Origin of the sequence: Chryseobacterium gwangjuense (genome assembly GCF_021311115.1) — a bacterium.
Lineage (GTDB): Bacteria > Bacteroidota > Bacteroidia > Flavobacteriales > Weeksellaceae > Chryseobacterium > Chryseobacterium gwangjuense.
Map to the genome: position 1 here is coordinate 82727 of NZ_JAJTNP010000001.1, position 19331 is coordinate 102057.

15 protein-coding genes are annotated in these 19331 nt (G+C 34.6%); 8 read left to right on the forward strand and 7 right to left on the reverse strand.

Features of this window, described 5'->3' with window-relative positions:
* Positions 1 to 301: 301 nt before the first annotated feature.
* From glgB to apaG, 7 genes are all read left to right on the forward strand, one after another.
* The gene (gene glgB / locus LV842_RS00320; protein WP_233109469.1) at positions 302 to 2248 is read left to right on the forward strand and encodes a 1,4-alpha-glucan branching protein GlgB; all 1947 of its coding nucleotides are present in this window, start codon (positions 302 to 304) and stop codon (positions 2246 to 2248) included.
* 43 nt (positions 2249 to 2291) lie between these two features.
* Positions 2292 to 3701 (forward strand): glycogen synthase, encoded by a 1410-nt coding sequence (locus LV842_RS00325; RefSeq protein ID WP_233109470.1) that lies wholly within the window; start codon positions 2292 to 2294, stop codon positions 3699 to 3701.
* 14 nt (positions 3702 to 3715) lie between these two features.
* The gene (locus tag LV842_RS00330) at positions 3716 to 4984 is read left to right on the forward strand and encodes a glucose-1-phosphate adenylyltransferase (protein ID WP_233109471.1); all 1269 of its coding nucleotides are present in this window, start codon (positions 3716 to 3718) and stop codon (positions 4982 to 4984) included.
* Positions 4985 to 5329: 345 nt separating this feature from the next.
* A complete protein-coding gene (locus LV842_RS00335) occupies positions 5330 to 6370 on the forward strand; it encodes an SRPBCC domain-containing protein (protein WP_233109472.1) in 1041 nt (346 codons plus the stop codon).
* Positions 6371 to 6493: 123 nt separating this feature from the next.
* Positions 6494 to 9307, forward strand: coding sequence for a 2-oxoglutarate dehydrogenase E1 component (locus tag LV842_RS00340; protein WP_233109473.1), 2814 nt, complete (start codon positions 6494 to 6496; stop codon positions 9305 to 9307).
* Positions 9308 to 9345: 38 nt separating this feature from the next.
* On the forward strand, positions 9346 to 10593 hold the full coding sequence (gene odhB, locus LV842_RS00345) for a 2-oxoglutarate dehydrogenase complex dihydrolipoyllysine-residue succinyltransferase (RefSeq protein WP_233109474.1): 1248 nt from the start codon (positions 9346 to 9348) through the stop codon (positions 10591 to 10593).
* Between the two features lie 85 nt (positions 10594 to 10678).
* Positions 10679 to 11065, forward strand: coding sequence for a Co2+/Mg2+ efflux protein ApaG (gene apaG, locus LV842_RS00350; RefSeq protein WP_233109475.1), 387 nt, complete (start codon positions 10679 to 10681; stop codon positions 11063 to 11065).
* A 26-nt stretch (positions 11066 to 11091) separates the two neighbouring features.
* Here the strand turns inward: apaG and LV842_RS00355 are convergent, their stop codons facing one another.
* The 4 genes from LV842_RS00355 to LV842_RS00370 are packed head-to-tail and all read right to left on the reverse strand — an operon-like array spanning position 11092 to position 14025.
* Positions 11092 to 11646, reverse strand: a complete 555-nt coding sequence (locus LV842_RS00355) for a 3'-5' exonuclease (RefSeq protein WP_233109476.1) — start codon at positions 11644 to 11646, stop codon at positions 11092 to 11094.
* Between the two features lie 3 nt (positions 11647 to 11649).
* The gene (locus LV842_RS00360; protein WP_233109477.1) at positions 11650 to 12162 is read right to left on the reverse strand and encodes an endonuclease V; all 513 of its coding nucleotides are present in this window, start codon (positions 12160 to 12162) and stop codon (positions 11650 to 11652) included.
* Between the two features lie 3 nt (positions 12163 to 12165).
* Positions 12166 to 13134, reverse strand: a complete 969-nt coding sequence (locus tag LV842_RS00365) for a glycosyltransferase family 2 protein (protein ID WP_233110053.1) — start codon at positions 13132 to 13134, stop codon at positions 12166 to 12168.
* A gap of 6 nt (positions 13135 to 13140) precedes the next feature.
* Positions 13141 to 14025, reverse strand: a complete 885-nt coding sequence (locus LV842_RS00370; protein WP_233109478.1) for a lysophospholipid acyltransferase family protein — start codon at positions 14023 to 14025, stop codon at positions 13141 to 13143.
* A gap of 79 nt (positions 14026 to 14104) precedes the next feature.
* Between LV842_RS00370 and LV842_RS00375 the strand changes: the two genes are divergently transcribed.
* The gene (locus LV842_RS00375) at positions 14105 to 14692 is read left to right on the forward strand and encodes a thioredoxin family protein (RefSeq protein WP_233109479.1); all 588 of its coding nucleotides are present in this window, start codon (positions 14105 to 14107) and stop codon (positions 14690 to 14692) included.
* 34 nt (positions 14693 to 14726) lie between these two features.
* Here LV842_RS00375 and LV842_RS00380 read toward each other — a convergent pair whose 3' ends face one another.
* From LV842_RS00380 to LV842_RS00390, 3 genes are all read right to left on the reverse strand, one after another.
* Complete coding sequence (locus LV842_RS00380; RefSeq protein WP_233109480.1) at positions 14727 to 16289, reverse strand: MFS transporter; 1563 nt, start codon at positions 16287 to 16289, stop codon at positions 14727 to 14729.
* Between the two features lie 560 nt (positions 16290 to 16849).
* The gene (locus LV842_RS00385; protein ID WP_233109481.1) at positions 16850 to 17896 is read right to left on the reverse strand and encodes an HlyD family secretion protein; all 1047 of its coding nucleotides are present in this window, start codon (positions 17894 to 17896) and stop codon (positions 16850 to 16852) included.
* A 5-nt stretch (positions 17897 to 17901) separates the two neighbouring features.
* Entirely contained in the window at positions 17902 to 19239 is a 1338-nt protein-coding gene (locus tag LV842_RS00390; protein WP_233109482.1) for a TolC family protein, read from the reverse strand.
* Positions 19240 to 19331: the final 92 nt, after the last annotated feature.

Sequence of the window (19331 nt, forward strand, 5' to 3'; positions counted from 1 at the left end):
AAAGTTAATAATTAAGATTTGATATCAATATGTAAGTAAAATATGTGCCAAATCAATGATAAATGTAATAAAATAATGTTAAAATTTTATTTTTCTTAATCGATTTATGTTTTCATTGAATTTTAAAATGATTAATTGTCTGCTGTTTTTAATAATAAAAGGTTATTACTTAAATTTAATGATGAAAACTATCAAAAGACAGGGTATAAATTTATATATTTGAGTAACCTCCAAATTTTAAAATAAAATAGATTTTGAAATTTCTTTTTTTCGATATTTTTTGTTTCGAAATCGCTTGAATATGAATTCTGTTAAAACATATACTCTTTTTACCGAACACGATATTTACCTTTTTAAAGAAGGTAAACATTACAGACTTTATGAAAAATTTGGGGCACATTCGGTGGAAAAAAACGGTGTTCACGGAGTTTACTTTTCTGTTTGGGCTCCAGATGCTAAAAAAGTCTCTGTAATAGGCAATTTTAATAAATGGAATTCAAGAGATCATATTTTATATCCAAGATGGGACGAATCCGGAATTTGGGAAGGCTTTATTGAAGGCTTAACATGGGGAACTTTATATAAATATGCTATTGAAACGGCTCATGGAGAAATTTTGGAGAAAAGTGATCCCTATGCATTGAGTTGGGAGCAAAATATACAGGCTGCTTCTTTGGTTTCCACCAATTGGTATGAATGGAATGATCAGGAGTGGATTGAAAACCGATGGAAAAAAAACAGTATAGAAGCTCCGATTTCTGTGTACGAATTGCATTTGGGATCATGGAAAAGAAGAAATGACGAATTGCATAGTTTTTTGAACTATAGAGATATTGCAGCAGAGCTTATTCCTTATATTAAAAAGATGGGTTTTACTCATGTGGAATTTATGCCGGTGATGGAATATCCTTATGATCCGAGTTGGGGATATCAGATTACAGGTTTTTATGCAGCGACTTCACGTTTCGGTTCTCCTCAGGATTTAATGTTTTTAATTGATGAACTGCATAAGAACGATATTGGTGTTATTCTAGATTGGGTTCCTTCTCATTTTCCGGGAGATGCGAATGGACTTCATCGTTTTGATGGAAGTTGTTTATATGAACATGAAGATCCTAAAAGAGGGTTTCATCCGGACTGGAAATCTTATATTTTCAATTATGGAAGAAATGAGGTAAAATCGTTCCTGATTTCAAATGCCATGTTTTGGCTGGATCGTTATCATGCGGACGGATTGCGTGTAGATGCTGTAACTTCAATGCTTCATCTGGATTATTCAAGAAATGAGGGAGAATGGGAACCCAACATTTATGGAGGCAATGTAAATCTTGAAGCTAAAGCTTTCTTGCAGGAATTTAATACTGCCGTTTACAAAGAATTTGGCAATAGTATTATCACCATTGCAGAAGAAAGTTCAGATTTTCCGATGCTGACTAAGCCGGTTCATGATGGAGGGGTCGGTTTTGGAATGAAATGGATGATGGGGTGGATGCATGATACATTGGATTATTTTGAAGAAGATTTTACCAACAGAAAATACCATCATCATAAGCTGACATTTGCATCGATGTATATGTACAATGAAAACTATATGATGCCTTTATCACATGATGAAGTGGTTCATGGAAAATCAAGCCTTATCTACAAAATGGTTGGGGATGAATGGCAAAAATTTGCTAATCTTCGTACGTTATATGTTTATATGTATACTCATCCCGGAGCAAAGCTTTTGTTTATGGGAGATGAATTCGGGCAAACCAGTGAATGGAATTTTACTAAAAGTTTAGATTGGCACTTGCTTAAATATCCTGTTCACATAGGATTGCAGGATTTGGTTAAAGATCTTAACTATATCTACAGAGAAGAACCTGCTTTTTATGAAAATCAGTTTCAGAAAGATGGTTTTGAATGGATTGAAGCAGATGATCTGGAAAAATCAGTGTATGTATATGTAAGGAAAGGAAAAAGAAGAGATGATGTGTTCATGATCGTTTTGAATCTTTTACCTGAAGTAATTGATTATAAAATAGGTGTACATGCAGGAACGCATTGGGAAATAATATTTAATTCTGACGCTGTAAAATACGCAGGAAGCGGAGTAGAACCGGAAGTTTTTAAAGAGCAATATGAAGAATATATGCGGCATCCGAAATCTATCAGTTTGAAATTGCCGCCTCTTGCCGGTATTATTCTTAAAAAGACGAAAGACAGGAAATATAAAAACCACAGGAATAAATTTAGAAAATAGTAAACTCATAGTAGACACAAGAGAAATATTTATAGAAAATCATATGACAATATACCATCTAAGTACAGAATGTTATCCGGTAGCCAAAGTTGGAGGATTAGCGGATGTTGTAGGGGCGCTTCCAAAATACCAGAATAAAGTAGACGGAATTGATGCAAAAGTAGTTATGCCATGGTATGACAAATCTTTTATAAACAATCATGAGTTCGACATAGTTTTTGATGGATTTATTCATCAAGGACCCACTATGCTTCAGATTCAGGTGCTGAAAGAGAAAACCAATGTGTTAGGATTTGAATTGTTCATGATTAAAATACCCGGACTTTTAGATCGGGAAAATCCTTATGGATATTCAGATGAGCATTTTCAGTTTATTGCTTTTCAACATGGTGTGTTGCATTGGCTGACTGCTATGGAAATTCGTCCCGATGTATTGCATTGTCATGATTATCATACCGGATTAGTTCCTTTTATGGTTGAGAATTGTCCCGAATTTGCTTTTTTAAAAGGAGTGAAAACTATTGGGACCATCCATAATGGAGAGTATCAGGGAAATATGAGCTGGGATATGGCTAAATACATACCATCATTCGATTATTACAAATGGGGGCTTCTGGATTGGAAAGGTCAGATAAATCCATTGGCAGCGATGATTAAATGTTCTAATGCTTTTACTACAGTATCAGAAGGATATCTGGAAGAGTTGTTTATAAGTTTTAGAGGATTGGAAGGTTTGGTGCGTCAGGAATTTGGAAAGGCCTACGGAATCATCAATGGAATAGATAGTGAAGTTTGGGATCCGGAAACAGATCCGATGCTGGACTTTAATTATAACATAGATAACGCTGTTCAACAAAAGAAAAAAAATAAAGAAAAAATCTGTAAAGAATATAATCTGAAACCTGAGTTGCCATTATTTGCTTTTATCGGGAGATTTGCAGGAGAAAAAGGAGCAGATTTGTTACCGGATATGGTTTTGAGAAGTATAAAACAAAGCTATGGAGCTTTAAATATTATCATTTTAGGGTCCGGAGATTCTTACATTGAAAATAAGCTTAAAGAATATGATGCTACATATACCAATTTTGCATTAGATTTGGGATATAAAGAGCAGCTTTCTCATAAGATATATGCTTCGGCAGATTTTTTATTAATGCCTTCGCGGGTAGAACCTTGTGGTTTGAACCAGATGTATTCTATGAGATACGGAACGATTCCTGTAGTAAGATATACAGGAGGGTTAAAAGATACTGTAGCTGATATTTCTACAGGAGGAGCCGGGCTCAATTTTACTTTTCCGGGAGTAGACGATATGATTCATGCGATGAATAGAGCAATAAGTCTTTATAACCAAAAAGAATTAATGACTAATCTTATTCATGCTAATATGAATTTTGATTTTGCCTGGGAGAAATCGGCGGAAAAGTATTTAAAATTATATAGTAATAGTTAAAAATGCAAAAATATATGAATCACAATGTAATTTCTATTGTTCTTGGTGGGGGAAGAGGTACAAGACTTTTTCCATTGACGTATACAAGATCAAAGCCGGCTGTTCCTATTGCAGGAAAATACAGATTGGTAGATATTCCTATTTCAAATTGTTTAAACTCAGGGTTGAATAAAATATTGGTACTCACTCAGTTTAATTCGGCTTCTCTTAATTCGCATATCAAGAACTCATATCATTTTGATATTTTTAGTCAGGGATTTGTTGATATTTTGGCTGCAGAACAAAACGTAGAGAATGATAATTGGTACCAAGGAACGGCAGATGCAGTTCGTCAGTCGATGAAACACTTGGAGAAATATGATTACGACTATATTTTAATTCTTTCAGGAGATCAATTATACCAGATGGATTTTAGAGAGATGCTGGATTTTCACATTGAAAAAGGAGGCGATGTTACTATTGCAACCATTCCTGTCAATGCAAAAGACGCTACTGGTTTTGGAATTTTGAGTTCTGATGATGAAGGAAATATCACTTCTTTTGTGGAAAAACCTGCTTATGATGCATTAGATAATTTAAAATCTGAAGTTTCAGAAGAAAACAAACATAAAGGAAAAGAATATCTGGCTTCGATGGGAATTTATATTTTCACGAAAAGTATTCTTAAAAAAATGTTTGAAGACGGAGCTGGAGACGATTTTGGAAAAGATATTATTCCAAGTTCAATCGGGAAATATACCACATTGAGTTATCAGTACGAAGGATATTGGACGGATATCGGAACGATTGAATCTTTTTACGAAGCTAATTTAGACTTATGTCAGGATTTGCCGCAATTCAACTTATTTTCGACATCACCGATCTACACAAGAGCGAGAATGCTACCGCCTTCAAAAATTAACGGATCCTATGTAAGCAAAGCGATCTTTGGAGACGGATGTATCATTATGGCTGATAAAATTGAAAATTCAATTATAGGAAACCGAACGAGAATTGATAAAGGAAGTACAATTGTGAACTCGTATATTATGGGTTCTGATTTTTATCAGAACACAGATGAAATTCTGAAAAACGATAAAAAAGGGATTCCGAATATGGGCGTTGGAAGATATTGCTATATTGAAAAAGCTATTTTGGATAAAAATTGTTATATCGGAGATAATGTGAGAATTATCGGAGGAAAACATTTAAAAGACGGAGATTACGAAACATATTCTGTTCAGGATGGAATTGTGGTGGTGAAAAAAGGGGCTGTTTTGACTTCAGGAACTCATATAGGATAAAAGTAGGAAGTTTGAAGCTGGAGAAGGAAGTTTTTTGAAGTCTTAAATATGGATAGCCTCAATTTAAATGAATTAAAAAAGTTTAATTTTTTTTAAAACCATTAAGGTGAATTGAGCTGTTGAGTTTAATTAAGGAAAAAATCAAAGATTTTTTACAAACGAAACACTTATGAGTGAAGCTCAACTTAATATTCTAAAAATCTTAAGGCAACTTAATGGTGAAAGTTACTCATGATAAAAACGGGTAATTTTAATACTTCCTAAAACTATCAACCTTCAAAATAAACTTAAAAACTGGGTGATCAACATATTGGTCACTTTTTTTATTTGTATTACATTTGTGCGATGCGTTTTTTTAAAATTTTAGCGGTAATTGTTGTTCTTTTGGTAGGAGCTTATGCTGCTTCCATGTATTTTTTTGTAGAGGAAAATAAAAATTTTCAGATTGAAAAAGAGATTGATTATCCACTAGATAAAGTCTTTTCTCAGTTTAATAATCTACAGCATTTTACACGTTGGAACAACTTCTTTACCAACTCTAAGACTATGGATATTGATTATTATACTCCCTATGAAGGAAAAGGGAGTGCAATAAGCTATATAGATACTAAAAACGACAGAGGTGGTGAAATGTTTATCCGCTATGAAAATTTAAATAAGACATTAAAATACCAGCTTTTTGAAAACAAAAACGAAAATCCTACGCTGGTAGATGTGAAATTTAAAGCAGTTTCTCCTGAAAGAACCAAAATTATCTGGTATGTTCATACCCCGAAACTTTCTGTATTGAAAAGGGTTGAAAACTTTTGGACTGAAGACCGATTTGCTGAAAATATTGAAAAAAGCATGGCAAATCTGAAAAATGTTTTAGGGAATAAAGTGGAAAAAGACAATCAGATGGCGGCCATAAAATATGACAGTCTTATGGTGGAAAAAGAAGATGAAAAAATACTGCTGGGAATCAATATCAGTACTTCCAATAAAAAAGATGCGTTATATAAAAATGTGGTGATGAACTACAATAAAGTGTATAACTATGTAACGATGGATTTGGGTAAAAAAGATGATGAAATTGGCTATCCGATAATGATGACGGATGCGGACAATTACAAAGATAAAGAAGTCTCTTATTTCATTGGAATCCCTTTGTCTAAAAAAATGGGAATTACAGATAATAATTTTAGTTTCAGAACGATAAGTCCTACACAGGATTATATTATCTACTATAAAGGAACTTATGCAGGAAGGGTGAAAGCCATTCAGCAGCTTGTTCAAAAAGCTAAAAAAGATGAAATGCGTTTTGGAGATATTCGCCAGACTTTTATAGAAAGACCTATGGAAGATCAGAATGTGAATATGAAGTTATCCTTGTCGGTTTATAAGTAAATTACTGAAATATATCATTTTTATAGTTATTTTTAATAAGTTAGCACTGTTTCACATCGGTTTTTTTATTAAATTTGGGGTTTAATTCTACAAATAAATTTTAATAATAGATAAACTGTAATAATGGACAGATTTTCATTCCTAAACGCAGCTCATTCTCAATTAATTGAGGATTTATACCAACAGTATTTAAAATTCCCGGACTCTTTAGAACCATCATGGAAAGCCTTTTTTCAAGGTTTCGATTTTGCCTTAGAGAACTATGGCGATGATGAAGGTATTCAATATATTCAAGCTTCAGCTGGTTCTGCGCCTGCAGTACAGCAAATTTCTCAGGCAGCAGCCAATGGAGAAGTTCCGGAGCACATTAAAAAAGAATTTAAGGTAGTAAACCTTATCGAGGCATACAGAACTAGAGGACATTTGTTTACAAAAACAAACCCTGTTAGAGAAAGAAGACATTATACTCCGACTTTAGATATCGAAAATTTCGGTTTAGACAAGTCAGATTTAAATACAAAATTCAACTGTGCCGTAGAAACAGGAATGAAAGGTCCTGCAACTTTGCAAGAACTTATCACTCATTTAGAAAACATTTACTGTGATTCTATCGGTGTGGAATACATGCACATCAACAATGTTGAGGAAAAAGATTTCATCAAGCAATGGCTTCAGGTTAACGAAAACCATCCAAGTCTTTCAGCGAATGAAAAAACTGAAATCTTATTAAAATTAAACCAGGCAGTAGCGTTTGAAAATTATCTTCACACAAAATTTGTAGGGCAAAAGAGATTCTCATTAGAAGGAGGAGAGACTTTGATTCCTGCTTTAGATCAGTTGATCTCAAGATCTTCTCAGTTGGGAGTTGATGAAGTGGTATTAGGAATGGCTCACAGAGGGAGATTGAACGTACTTACCAATATTTTCGGTAAATCTTACAAGCAGATTTTCTCAGAATTTGAAGGAAAAGAATTTGAAGAAGATGTATTCTCTGGTGACGTGAAATATCACTTAGGTTCATCTAAAAAAATCAAAACGGCTTCTGGAGAAGAAGTTTCTATCAACCTGACTCCGAACCCATCTCACCTTGAAACGGTAGCTGCTCTTGTAGAAGGTATTTGTCGTGCAAAAGTAGATGATAAGTATAAAGATTATTCTAAAGTTTTACCAATCATTATTCATGGTGATGGTGCAATTGCCGGACAAGGTATTGCATACGAAGTTGCTCAGATGATGACTTTGGAAGGATATAGAACAGGAGGTACAGTTCATATCGTTGTAAATAACCAGGTTTCATTTACAACAAACTACATGGATGCAAGATCTTCTACGTACTGTACAGACATTGCAAAAGTTACGGAATCACCTGTAATGCACGTAAATGCGGATGATGCAGAAGCGGTAGTTCATGCAATCCATTTCGCTGCTGACTTCAGAGCGAAGTTTGGTAAAGATGTTTATATCGATTTATTAGGATACAGAAAATATGGTCATAACGAAGGTGATGAGCCAAGATTTACACAGCCTAATTTATATAAAACAATTTCTAAGCACCCGAATCCAAGAGAAATTTATAAAGATAAATTACTAAAAGACAACGTGACATCGAATGATGTTATCGCGAAAATGGAAACGGAATTCAAAGCGCTTTTAGATAAAGACTTTGATGCTTCTAAAGAAATTGAGAAAAACGTAATGGACGTTTTCATGGCAGAAGACTGGACAAACTATCCGATCGGAAAGAGAGGAGCCGTTCAGGATGCTGTAGATACGAAATATGACTTAGCTAAGCTGAAAGAATTGGCAATTAAAATGTCAACACTTCCGGCTGATAAAAAGTTCTTGAATAAAATTACAAGACTTTTCGAAAACAGAATCAAGGCTATCGAGGGCAATAATTTAGATTGGGCTCTTGGAGAATGGTTGGCGTATGCAACACTTCTTGTAGAAGGTCACAACATTAGAATTTCCGGAGAAGATGTAGAAAGAGGAACATTCTCTCACAGACATGCGGTTGTAAAAACTGAAGATACAGAAGAAGAATATATCCCGTTAAGACAAGTTTCTGAAAGCAGATTTGATGTATTCAATTCTCACCTTTCCGAATACGGAGTTTTAGGTTTCGATTACGGATATGCGATGGCTTCTCCTAATACATTGACGATTTGGGAAGCTCAGTTCGGAGATTTCGTAAACGGAGCTCAGATTATCGTTGACCAATATTTAGCAGCTGCAGAAGAAAAATGGAAAATTCAGGATGGTTTGGTAATGTTATTGCCTCACGGTTCAGAAGGTCAGGGTGCAGAACACTCTTCAGCAAGACTAGAGAGATTCTTAACACTTTGTGCTAATGAAAACATGGTGGTTGCAAATATCACTTCTCCTGCAAACTATTTCCACTTGCTAAGAAGACAATTGAAATGGTCATTCAGAAAACCATTGATCGTAATGAGTCCGAAGTCATTGTTAAGACATCCAAGAGTGGTTTCTCCGCTTGAAGATTTCTCAAACAAAGGATTCCAGCCAATCTTAGACGATCCGACTGCTGATCCTAAAAAAGTTGAAAAATTAGTGTTATGTTCAGGTAAACTATACTTCGAATTATTAGCTAAAAAAGAAGAACTGAATGCAGATAATATTGCATTGGTAAGATTCGAACAATTGTATCCTTTACAAGCAGATGCTATTGATGCGATCTTCGAAAAATACTCAAACAAAAAAGAGATTGTTTGGGCTCAGGAAGAACCAGAAAATATGGGAGCTTGGTCTTACATCCTAAGAAACTTCAGAGATACAGGAATTCAGGTAGTAGCTCCGGTTCCAAGTGGTGCTCCGGCTCCGGGAAGTCACAAGATGTTTGAGAAAAACCAAAATTCAGTGATCAACAGAGTATTCGACAGAAACGATGCTCCTGTAAAAAGACCTGTAACAGCTTAATTATAAATATTAATCAATAAAAAAATAAAAAATACGATATGTCAGTTTTAGAAATGAAAGTTCCTTCACCGGGCGAATCAATTACAGAAGTTGAAATTGCAACTTGGCTTGTGAAAGATGGTGATTACGTAGAAAAAGATCAACCTATCGCTGAAGTAGATTCAGACAAAGCGACTCTTGAATTGCCTGCTGAACAAAGTGGTATTATTACTTTGAAAGCTGAAGAAGGTGACGTGGTACAAGTAGGACAAGTGGTTTGTTTAATCGATATGGATGCTGCAAAACCTGCGGGTAATGCTACTCCTGCTGCAGAAGCTCCAAAACAAGAGGAAGCTCCGAAAGCGGCTGAACCGGCTAAACAAGAAGCTCCAAAACCTGCTGCTGCGCCTCAGACTTATGCAACAGGTGCTCCGTCTCCTGCCGCTAAGAAAATTCTTGACGAAAAAGGAATTGATGCTTCTCAGGTTTCAGGTTCAGGAAGAGATGGAAGAATCTCTAAATCTGATGCTGAATTAGCGGCTGTTCCTGCATTCGGAGGAAACCCGATCACAGCTACAGGTTCTAGATCTACAACAACAACTAAACTTTCAGTTCTTAGAAGAAAAATTGCTCAGAGATTAGTTTCTGTAAAGAATGAAACAGCAATGTTAACTACTTTCAACGAAGTTGACATGTCTGAGATCTTTAGACTAAGAAAACAATATAAAGAAGAATTTGCTCAGAAACACGGAGTTGGACTTGGTTTCATGTCTTTCTTCACAAAAGCAGTTACAAGAGCTTTGGCAATGTATCCTGACGTAAATGCTTCTATCGACGGAGATTTCAAAGTAAATTACGATTTCTGTGATATTTCAATTGCGGTTTCAGGTCCTAAAGGATTGATGGTTCCGGTATTGAGAAACGCTGAAAATATGTCTTTTGCAAGTGTTGAAGCAAACATCAAAGATTTGGCTATAAAAGTAAGAGACGGAAAAATCACTGTTGATGAAATGACTGGTGGTACATTTACAATTACAAACGGTGGTACTTTCGGTTCTATGTTATCTACACCAATTATTAACCCACCTCAATCAGCTATTTTGGGTATGCACAACATTATCCAGAGACCAGTTGCTGTTGACGGGCAGGTTGTCATTCGTCCAATGATGTATGTGGCAATGTCTTACGATCACAGAATTATCGATGGTAAAGAGTCTGTAGGATTCCTTGTTGCGGTAAAAGAAGGTATCGACAATCCTGTTGAAATTCTAATGGGAGGAGACGAAAGAAAAGGTCTTGGATTATAATTTAATATAATTATAACATATTTTACTATCTCGCCTTGAAAAAGGCGAGATTTTTGTATCTAATAAATTATAAAAATGAAAAAAAATGTTCTCAAAAATCACATCTAATATCAGAGTTTCAGTAGTTCCTGAATATGATAGTAAGAACAGTTATCCCTCAGAAAACCGTTATGTTTTCAAATATAACATTGTGATTGAAAATAACGGAGATTTTCCTATCAAAATTCTTAAAAGAAAATGGTTAATTTTCGATGTTGGATTCGGCTATACAGAGATCGTAGGTGATGGAGTAATCGGTTTAACACCGGAAATAGAACCCGACGGAAATTTTGCCTATTTTTCTAATGTAATGCTTCGTTCCGGAGTAGGTAATATGAGTGGTAAATATCTGGTAAGAAATGAACAAACCAAAGAAAATTTTGAAATTGATATTCCGAAATTTAATTTGTTGTCAGAGGTTTTGAGTAATTAATTTTAGATTAGAAATTCTGAAAATAATTACAATTTTTTAATCTTTGCTTTCATGTATTCCGAAACTTCTTCATTGCTTGTGAGAAATAATTTTTCAAAAGCCAGTAAGGATATTTTGGCACAGACTTCAGCATCGTCTCCAGCTCTGTGGTGATTGAATTTGATTTCATGATATTCCGCGAGATGCTTTAAACCATATCTTGGAAGGTAATTCCATGATTTTTTTGCCAACTGAATACTGCACAGATAGTTTAATTTCGGAGTAAACATTCCGTAATGGTCTAAGCAGCCACGTAAAACACCGGCGTCAAAGCTTGCATTGTGAGCAATCATCAATGTTCCGTACATCATTTCTTCCACTTCATACCAGATATCTTCAAAAGTAGGAGCGTCTTTTACATCCTCAGGTAAAATTCCGTGTACATCAATATTTCTTTGACTGAAATAGGGAAAACTGGGAGGTTTGATAAGCCAGGTTTTGGTTTCTACAATTTCTGAATTTTGCACAACACAAACTCCCAACTCACAAGCTGAGTTACGGTCAAAAGTAGCGGTTTCAAAGTCTATTGCGCAAAAATCCATTAATTAAAATTGTCTTGTTAAGGTATCAACTTTCTTCAAAAGAGTTGGGATTCTGAAATCTCCGTGCATCTTTTGAATTAAATCGTATGCGGTATTCATATCAATTCCTACACTGGAAATGTATAGAGGAGTGTCACTGTTTCCTCTTTTTAAAGGTAGTTTATATTTTTCGACGGTGGCAAAATTTGTTTTGGCAACACCAATCACAGGAATTTCATTATGTAAAGAATCAAACAAATGCTTTCCCAGACCAGGTTTCATATCATCATCAAGATAAACAAAACCGTCAATAATAATACAGGAAATCTCTTTAATCTGAGTTTTGATTTTCTCTAAAAGACTCAAAATGCAAGGAAGCTCTCTTTTGTAAAATTGTCCTGGAATATATTCTTCTACACCATCTTTTATTTCAGAAAATTCATAATCAGGAACAGCGTTTTCCCAATTTTCAAATGCTAGACAAATAGTATTGGCTTTGTCATTATCAAAATAATAAGTGTCGAAAACTAGGTTCATTATCTATAAAAAATGTTTAAAGATCAACCATTTAGATTGATAGAAATTATTCTTCTGATGTTGTTGTCTTCGTTTCCAGGTTCCGGAAGCTTGAGCATAAAATCCGAAATGTGCCCTTACAACAGCCCAAAGATGAGGAAAGCCTTGTTTTAAACCAAAATAAATTCCGGCAACTCCATCCAGACATAATCTGAAAAAGATTAACCCTATCAATTGAGGAAAAGGTAAGTTTTTCAGCATCATAGAAAGGTTGTTCCTGATATTTAAATACGTTTTCTGAGCGCTTTGTTTGTTTAAAGTTCCGCCTCCAACGTGATAAACCTTAGATTTTCCGGTATAGAAAATTTTCCTTCCGGAATTGATTAATCTCCAGCAAAGATCGATTTCTTCCTGATGGGCAAAAAACCTTTCATCAAAACCATTCTGATTCCAAAAGTCTTGTGAACGAATAAATAAACTGCATCCTGAAGCCCAGAAAATCTCAGTTTCATCATCGTATTGCCCTTTATCTTCTTCAACATCATCGAAAACTCTTCCTCTGCAGTAAGGATAACCTAAATTATCTATTAAACCACCGGCTGCTCCGGCAAATTCAAATTTATTTTTGTCGTTATAAGACAAGATTTTAGGCTGAATGGCTGCAATATCCTGATTTTTTTCAAAAAGATGTAAAACAGGTTCAAGCCAGTTTTCGGTAACTTCTACATCCGAATTCAAAAGACAATAATATTCTGCATCAATTTGCTTTAAACCTTCATTATATCCGCCTGCAAAACCGTAGTTTTCAGCATTGATTACAATTTTTACCGTAGGAAAATTTGTTTTTAGGAATTCTACTGAATCATCTGTTGATGCATTATCAATAACATAAATATCAGCATCATTAGAAAATTGTACAACATTGGGAAGAAATTTTTCCAACCAGTTTTTCCCGTTCCAGTTTAAGATGGCAACTGCAAGCTTTGGCTTCATCATTTTCTATACTTTTTCTGAATCAAATGTTTTGATGGAGTCCTGATACTTCCATTTTCTGTGAGACCAAAGGTAATTGTCAGGATATTTGTGTATTGTATTTTCTAATAATTTGTGAAACTTTCTCACCACTTCATTATTAACAAACTTCTCCCCATCCGGATAAATTCTATGATAATTTACCTGATAAAACCCTCTTTTCACTTTCTTCATTTCACAGTAAATGAAGATTAAATCCATCCTTGTAGCCAGTTTATCATACCCTATAAAAGCAGGTGTTCTTTGGTTAAGGAATTCAAGACCATAGTTAACATGAGCAACGTGAGGCGTTTGATCCGCTACAAACATATAAATTGATTCACCATCATTCTGGTTCCTGAAAATATTCAGAATAACTTCATTCGCCTCCAATGCTTCGTTTCCGAATTTATTGCGGACTTTCTTCATTTGATCTTCCCAAAAACTACTGTTCACTTTTCTATAAACGGGGTGAGAGTTTTTTTGAGGAGTAAGAAGTGCTAAAGCATTCATCCATTCCCAATTGAAAACATGACCGGCAAGCAGAATAATATTTTTACCTTCCGCTTTAGCTTCATGAAATAAATGCTGATTGATATGCTGCATTCTTACTCGTGATTCAGTTTCACTGATGCTGAAAGATTTTACAGTTTCTACCAAATAATCGGAGAAATTGAGATAGAATTTCTTTAGAATAGCCTGAATTTCTTCATCTGTCTTTTCAGGAAAAGAGTTTTTAATATTTTGTAAGATGACTTTCTTTCTGTAGCCTACGATATAGTAGTTTAAAAAGAAGATGATATCCGAAAAAATATATAATATTTTAAGCGGGATCTTAGAAATTAGGTAAAGTATTTTGATTAGAAAGTTCATAAAGTATGCAAATTTAAGGATAATAAAAATATGGTTTCATTTTTGCAGGTAATAAGTATTATTTTTTTATTTTTATAGTATGAAAAAAGTGTCGTTAATAGCTTTAGTAGTTTTGAGTACTACAATTTGGGCTCAGAATACAGAAATTAAAAAAACTCCTGAAGTAAAGAACTCCGGAGATAAAGCTTTGTTGGTGAAAAGTGATGCAGCAGCAGAACTGGAAGCAAAGAAGAAAGCTGCGGCAGAAGAGAAGGCAAAGTTACCTAAACCTTATGATCCAAAAGCAGATGCACAGGCAGATATTGATAAACTGGTAGCGCAGGCAAAAAAAGAAGGTAAAAATATTATGATTCAGGCAGGGGGTAATTGGTGTATTTGGTGTCTGAGATTTAATCAGTATGTTCAATCAACTCCGGAATTAAAGAATAGTGTTGACAAAAATTATCTGTATTATCATTTGAATTATTCTCCAGAAAATAAAAATGAGAAAGTTTTTGCTCAGTATGGAAATCCTGGCGACAAATATGGTTACCCTGTTTTCATTGTGCTGGATAAAGATGGGAAAATGATACACATACAACCGAGTGATGTGTTGGAGGAAGGAAAGGGGTACAGCTTAGAAAAAGTAAAAGAGTTCTTCAAACAATGGGCTCCAAAAAAATCATAAAAATTAAAACCGGGAAAATTTCCCGGTTTTTTTATTACATAATATTTCTTACAGCAATTTTAACCGAATGATATAGTAATATAATAAATGCCGTAATTAAAGCCAGCCAGAATAATCCGGTAAAAATTTCCATATTGGAAAGTAAAATTGCCTGTGCATTTATTTTTGCTTTAAAAACAGCTCCTGTCATAGATAAAGATTCATTGACAGGTAGTTTTGACAGATTAGCGCCGAATAGCTGATTCCATTGTGAATAAAAAATAGGATTGGTATCTGTAAGATTTGAACTTAAGGTATCAGAATGTTTTAAGGTTAAAAACAACATTAAGTTTTGCATTAAAGCATATCCGATTGCAGTTGTCCAAAATCTGGTTGCAGTTCCGACTGCAGTTGCATTAGAAACATATTGTTCAGGCATTCCTGCAATTAAAAAAAAGACGAGGGGGGTAAAAAGTAATCCTTGACCAATTCCCTGAAGAAATAACGGGGGACAAATCGTCTGAAGAGTTGTATCAGGATAAAAAGTGTATGTGAACCAAGCTGAATCAATTGCTAAAATCAGAAATCCGGTAAAGAACACTAATCTTGAAGAAGCTCCTTTGGTAATACATAACGCAGAAATAAAAACACCCAAAAGGCTTCCGGCGACATTCCAATACTGAATTTTCACAATATAATCCCATGGCCATTTCCAGACGGTGGCCATAATGCTGTATACATTATTAATTGAAGCTCTTAAAATATAAAAAATGAAGAAAAGAACTACTCCCACAATTACATTTTTAGAACTGAAAACTTCAAAATGGAAAAAAGGACGGGGCTGGCTTCTCTGTTTTAGCATAAACAATCCTCCGAATAATAAGAAGATTAAAAAACAAAAGACGATAAGATCAGACTCGAACCACATCAATCTTTTTCCGTAAATTAAGGCATATCCACCTGCCTGAAGACATACCCAAAGCAAAAACCAGCTTGTAATATCCAGTTGGTATAAAGGTTTCTTTGGGAAAAATCTGTTTTTATTGAAAATAGCAAAGGCAATGATCAGGACAAAAACATGGAAATAAACCATCATTAAGATCATATGCTTAAAATCATAATCCTCAATGCTTGATTTTAAAAGAGAAGTCGTCAATGTTCCGCCAGTAAGAATAATGGTATACATGAAAAGATAGGCAATCTCTTTGGCATGTTTGGTTTTGAGTTCTGCAACAATTAATGGTAAGAAAATAGCACCTTCCATCACTCCGAAAATTCCTTCGAGAAAACGAATGACTAAAATAATATGATAATCATTGGTGATGGAGAGTCCGTAGAGAATAAGGATTGAAACGGAAGACATCAGTAAGGTATAATATTTCACGCTGAAATACGCCATAAATCGCTGTATCACCAAAAGGGTAACCACAAATGTCCCGTACATCAAAATCATTAAGTATTGGATGTCGTCTGAATCTACATCCATAAAAGAAGATGTGAAGGCGCTATTAGAGTGTAATATCGACAACAACATCAGGTGGGGAAACAGTGCCAGAATTAAAAGCGGCAGTTTCAGCCATTGTGGTACCCATTTATGATAAATTGTATTGTGTTGCATGATTTTCTTTGTGAAAAAGGGCTAAAAAAGCTGAAAAAAGCAAATTGGCCCAATATGTTTTATAGTAAATTTGTTTAAAATTTTTTGAAGCTTTTTCCCGCTTTTCACTATATCTTTTGTTCCGCTTTGCTGCACAAAAGGATGTCGTTGCAATCGGGGCTATAACTGTGGTCATTCCTTACCATTGTTTTATAATCGCACAAATTTTTGTCATTCCGTTAGGAATCTACGATCGAATCTTTCCGGTAGAATTCTAATTACTATGCTTAGATCCCTACAGGATGACAAACTTTCGGGAAATAATTTGAAAAAAGTTTGAAAAAATCATCATTAATGAAAACGCGAAAAGACAAAAAGGCAAAGGGGTAAAAAAAAGTAAAAGGTAAAATGACAAATATGCTTGAGAAAAAATCTGCAATTTGCTGTTTTGCGGTTCTGTCTTTTCGCTAAAAAATAATTTAATGGGTTGTTTTAAATTTGAGAATGAGGAATTTTAAAAATTTTAAATCTAGTACACTAATCTTTTCCATTACATTCTCAATTCCTCAGGTTCTCAAATCTTATATTTTCTTCGCACTCACCAAAACATTCATTCCGGAAAGCAATTTTTCATTGTTTTGATGAGTACTCAGGATGATTTTTACGGGGAATCTTTGTTCGATTTTCACGAAGTTTCCTGTTGCGTTGTCTGGCTTTACTAAAGAAAACTGTGACCCTGAAGCCGGTGAAACAGAAACTATTTTTCCTTTAAATTCTACATCCGGATAAGCATCTGCAGTGATAATAACCTCTTTATTCTGGTCGATCTGTCCTAATTGCGTTTCTTTATAATTAGCAATAATCCATTTTTCTTTACTCACGATTTGAACCAAAGCCTGACCTTCTTTAATCAACTGACCTTCCTGAATGGTTTTCTTACCAACCCAGCCGTCATAAGGTGCTGTAACTACTGTGTAGGAAAGGAAAAGTTTGGCGTTATTCAAACTTGCAGAACTTTGCTGGATTTGGCTTTTGACCGGGGCAACTTTCGTTTCCTGTTCATTTACACTGGCTCTCACCGCATTTTTTTGTTGCTCTAAAGCTAGAAGATTGGCTTTTGCCTGCTCGTATGAGGCTTTTATATTTTCAAATTGTTGTTCGGTTGCGGCATCTTCAGAAACTAAATTTTTATATCTTTTAAAATCCTGTTCAGTTCTCCAGATGTCAATTCTTGCGGAAGCGATTTTAGCATCAATGATTTTAGTGTCGCTTGCTTTAGTGTTTACTCCGCTTTCAACTGTATTAATACTTTCGGAATTTGCATTGAGATTGGCTTCTGCCATTTTCACCTGATTGACGAATTCACGATTATCAATTACAATTAAAGTATCACCTTTATGCACAAATTGGTTTTCGTTAAATTTAATGGTTTTAATGAAACCTGAAACCTTACTGGAAACAGGTGTAATATATTGTTCTATTTGAGCATCGTTTGTCGTAACATTCTTTCTTGAAAAAAGATAAAAACTTATCATCCCCGTTATTCCGCTGATAATGAGAATCCATGCCAATAAAGTAATCGTTTTGTTGATTCTTTTTTCCTTACGTGTTAATTGCTTTTGTGCCATAGTTTTTATAAGTTTCCAATCACATATTGGAGTTGGTAATATTTAAGTTGTCTGTTGATTTTTACGGAAATAAGGTTAGATTGAGTTTCGAGATAGGTGTTGTCAGCATCAATTAATTCTGTGATTAAGCTTAATTTGTTCACATATTTTGTTCTTACAATGCGATAGTTTTCTTTTGCCTGGATGATTGCTTCTTCGGCAATTTTTACCTTTTGGTCGGTTTCTTCAAACTTTTTGTAAGCTTCGTAAACATGATGTCTGATGTTTTCTTCATTTTCTTCAATCTGCAGTTTTGCCAGATGAATATTTTCCTTAGCTTCCTGCATTTTGTATTTATTTTTATACAAGCTTTCGATAGGATAGGTGAGATTCACTCCGATCATTCCTAAACGATACGCATAAGGTTCTGGAGGAAAAAACATCATATTCGGATATTTCATGAAATATTCTCCGCCTGCTGTAATTTTTGGTAAATAATTCGCTTTTGTAATCTTTTGGTCTAATTCTTTAAGTGAAAGATTTTTATTGGCCATTTCAACAGATTCGTTTTTATGTAAAGCCGTTTCGGTAAGTTCATCTACGTACGGAATTTCTGCTTTTTCAGAAATCAAATCTTCTGTATCTACATGCATTTCCTGATTTTCGGGAAGCGAAAGAATCGTTTTCAGTTTATGTTCCGCAATTTGAATATCATTATCAAGTTCAGTCCAGCTCATGGTATGGTTGGAAAGCTGTAAAGAAGTTCTCAATACTTCATTTGCTGTTACAACCCCATTTGCTTTCAAAGCTTTTACTTGCTTGATGTTCACGGAATCTTCTTTCATTTTATCATTAATCAAGCCTTGCTGCTCCTTTAAATGATGAATCTGAAGAAAAGCGGTGATGATTTCCATCGTTAATTGTCTTTCATCCAAATGGGTCTTTAAAGACGAAATTTCAGTATCAATGGCTGCTTTTTTCTCTGTATTTTTAATCTTTCCACCCATATAAACCGGGATGGAAGCTGAAAGAGTGAAATCATACATTCCATTGATTACATTATATTTTGTAGCTTTTCCAAATACGCCATTTTCATGCTGAAAAAGATTGGTAACCTGGTTATAGCTGGTATGGAATTCAATGTCCGGAAGTTTTTCCATTTTGAGATCTTTCTCTTTGGTTTCGGACATTTCGTTTTTGAGATGACTGATTTGAATATTTTTATTATTCTTGAGCCCTATTTCAACTGCTTGTTGCAAACTGAGATGCTGATAATCGGTCATTTGTGAGTATAAAAGATTGCTTACCAATAATAAGCACAACGCCATACAGTGATATCTGTGTGCGTCAAATATCATTTTCATAAATTAATTAAAGGTTTTTTGCTAAATTGATTTTGATATTGCAAAGTTACGGGGTGAAGCATAGGACACGATTTGTGAAAACAGAAAAAGAT

Coding starts and splice junctions, on each gene's coding strand:
- glgB (WP_233109469.1), top strand. CDS start 302: ATGAATTCTGTTAAAACATATACTCTTTTTACCGAACACGATATTTAC.
- LV842_RS00325 (WP_233109470.1), top strand. CDS start 2,292: ATGACAATATACCATCTAAGTACAGAATGTTATCCGGTAGCCAAAGTT.
- LV842_RS00330 (WP_233109471.1), top strand. CDS start 3,716: ATGAATCACAATGTAATTTCTATTGTTCTTGGTGGGGGAAGAGGTACA.
- LV842_RS00335 (WP_233109472.1), top strand. CDS start 5,330: ATGCGTTTTTTTAAAATTTTAGCGGTAATTGTTGTTCTTTTGGTAGGA.
- LV842_RS00340 (WP_233109473.1), top strand. CDS start 6,494: ATGGACAGATTTTCATTCCTAAACGCAGCTCATTCTCAATTAATTGAG.
- odhB (WP_233109474.1), top strand. CDS start 9,346: ATGTCAGTTTTAGAAATGAAAGTTCCTTCACCGGGCGAATCAATTACA.
- apaG (WP_233109475.1), top strand. CDS start 10,679: ATGTTCTCAAAAATCACATCTAATATCAGAGTTTCAGTAGTTCCTGAA.
- LV842_RS00355 (WP_233109476.1), bottom strand. CDS start 11,646: ATGGATTTTTGCGCAATAGACTTTGAAACCGCTACTTTTGACCGTAAC.
- LV842_RS00360 (WP_233109477.1), bottom strand. CDS start 12,162: ATGAACCTAGTTTTCGACACTTATTATTTTGATAATGACAAAGCCAAT.
- LV842_RS00365 (WP_233110053.1), bottom strand. CDS start 13,134: ATGAAGCCAAAGCTTGCAGTTGCCATCTTAAACTGGAACGGGAAAAAC.
- LV842_RS00370 (WP_233109478.1), bottom strand. CDS start 14,025: ATGAACTTTCTAATCAAAATACTTTACCTAATTTCTAAGATCCCGCTT.
- LV842_RS00375 (WP_233109479.1), top strand. CDS start 14,105: ATGAAAAAAGTGTCGTTAATAGCTTTAGTAGTTTTGAGTACTACAATT.
- LV842_RS00380 (WP_233109480.1), bottom strand. CDS start 16,289: ATGCAACACAATACAATTTATCATAAATGGGTACCACAATGGCTGAAA.
- LV842_RS00385 (WP_233109481.1), bottom strand. CDS start 17,896: ATGGCACAAAAGCAATTAACACGTAAGGAAAAAAGAATCAACAAAACG.
- LV842_RS00390 (WP_233109482.1), bottom strand. CDS start 19,239: ATGAAAATGATATTTGACGCACACAGATATCACTGTATGGCGTTGTGC.